Below are 1,616 nucleotides of genomic sequence, written 5' to 3' on the forward strand. Positions count from 1 at the left end.
ATTTGTCTTGGAAAGAGATTTCTCAACCAGCCACAATCCCAGCGTGATAATTGCTGGAAGCACAATCAAGTCCCTGACTTTGCACCATCCGGACTCAGCTTTGGCCTGCTCCTTAATCTGACTGATAAATGAATCAGCCGCCGTCTTGGCAAGCGGGAGGCAGGTATCCTCCAACCAATTTGTCAGCTCCTGCTTCAGCTCCTCCGTAACTTCGTCGAATTTCAAACTATCAATTATTCCATCACGAAAATCAGTCCATGCACTCATTTGTAATTCCTCCTTTGAATCATCTAAGCCCAGCCATGCCGTGCTTTACGCGGTCATGCTCCTCAGCTTTTTTAGCATTATTCCATCTCGCAGTAGTGCCTACGAGATAGCCTGTTATGCGACGTATCCTCTCAAACGGAATAACCCTCAACTCATAATCAAGTACAACCTGACCTTCGTTATTCAGGCTTATCGTCAGCTTGCGAGGCTTGTTGCCGCCATGCTCGTTTGTAAGCATGGCGATATAGGCGCATATTTCATCTTTTGCCATATCTGATATATCTATCAGATTCACAATGACACCATTAATTTCCATGCCGCATCACTTCTCCCGATTTCTGTACCAATTCGCCTTGCCGCGCAGTACATCACCACCACGCGAGCCGTCAACAGCCCAAGGATTGTATCGCGGGCTTTCAGACGTTCCAAGATACTCTAAATCGCCGCGAGTGTCCCCATCACGGTAACTGTCATTCCACCACGCATACGGACTGTGCGTGCCGATACCGCCGTCCTCATTATTTGCGGCCTCGCCGTGAGTCATGACATGGCTCTTGTCGATAGTAAGCCACAGTGCATCCGCAATAGCACAAATTACCTGTGCCAGCACCTCAATCTGCTTGGCGGTTGGAGGGAAATTTCCAAGCCCGGAAGAACCTGCGCCATAGGCACAGCAGAGGGTAATGCCTACAGAGCCACTGTTCCTGCGCCACGTATGCTCAAGCACATCCGCAAGATTTTCTGTAGACACATAAATCTTCCCATCGCCGGTGATATTCACATGGTAATGCGCCGAAGTGGCATTGTACCTGCCGCCTGTCCAGTGCAGATATATCTTCGGCTCAATGCCATTGGATTTCGCAATCCGCCATATTTCTTCGCGACTGCATTCAGCAATCTGCTTTAATTCATCTAAATTAACCTGCCTCATTTGCAAGACTCCTTTTCATTCTTCAGCTGTTCCAGCGTATCGCATAATTTCTGTGGCACAGGCACTCCCGACTTGGCCGCATTCTCAACGATGGATAATCCTTCATTGCCAATGAAGAACCAAACCACCACCGTCTGCGACATTGACTGACCGATAGCATTATCAATCACATGCGCCACAGCTACAATCAGCAGTATCATCACTTTTTTGCAGATGCCGCGAAATCCTTTTTGGCTGTTTAGAGCTAAATTAGGATTGATATATGCCGCCAGCACGCCGCTGATATAATCTATCACCATCAGCGTGAGCAACGCCCCTGTAAGCCCGTCCCAGCCAAAAAGATACGATACGCAGGTACCTACGACCGAAGTAATTGCGCCCCACTCAACCTGAGTGGGGCATGGCAACAGTTCCTTCA

General features: G+C 48.6%; 4 protein-coding genes. All 4 read right to left on the bottom strand.

Going from position 1 to position 1,616, the window contains the following annotated elements:
* Positions 1-267, bottom strand: a 267-nt coding sequence (locus tag ACI3UA_RS08915; protein ID WP_439724464.1) for a hypothetical protein, incomplete at its 3' end; no start/stop codon positions are given.
* A 19-nt stretch (positions 268-286) separates the two neighbouring features.
* Positions 287-583 (bottom strand): anaerobic ribonucleoside-triphosphate reductase, encoded by a 297-nt coding sequence (nrdD, locus tag ACI3UA_RS08920; protein ID WP_439724465.1) that lies wholly within the window; start codon positions 581-583, stop codon positions 287-289.
* A gap of 6 nt (positions 584-589) precedes the next feature.
* Positions 590-1,198 (bottom strand): peptidoglycan recognition protein family protein, encoded by a 609-nt coding sequence (locus ACI3UA_RS08925; RefSeq protein ID WP_439724466.1) that lies wholly within the window; start codon positions 1,196-1,198, stop codon positions 590-592.
* Positions 1,195-1,616 (bottom strand): phage holin family protein (locus tag ACI3UA_RS08930; RefSeq protein ID WP_439724467.1); only part of this gene is annotated, 422 nt, incomplete at its 5' end. The genes ACI3UA_RS08930 and ACI3UA_RS08925, both read right to left, overlap by 4 nt.

This window comes from Anaerovibrio sp. (assembly GCF_051866355.1).
In the GTDB taxonomy this organism is placed as follows: Bacteria; Bacillota; Negativicutes; order Selenomonadales; family Selenomonadaceae; genus Anaerovibrio.

Excerpts from the sequence above, each read along its gene's own strand:
- nrdD (WP_439724465.1), bottom strand. The coding sequence starts at position 583 with ATGGAAATTAATGGTGTCATTGTGAATCTGATAGATATATCAGATATG.
- ACI3UA_RS08925 (WP_439724466.1), bottom strand. The coding sequence starts at position 1,198 with ATGAGGCAGGTTAATTTAGATGAATTAAAGCAGATTGCTGAATGCAGT.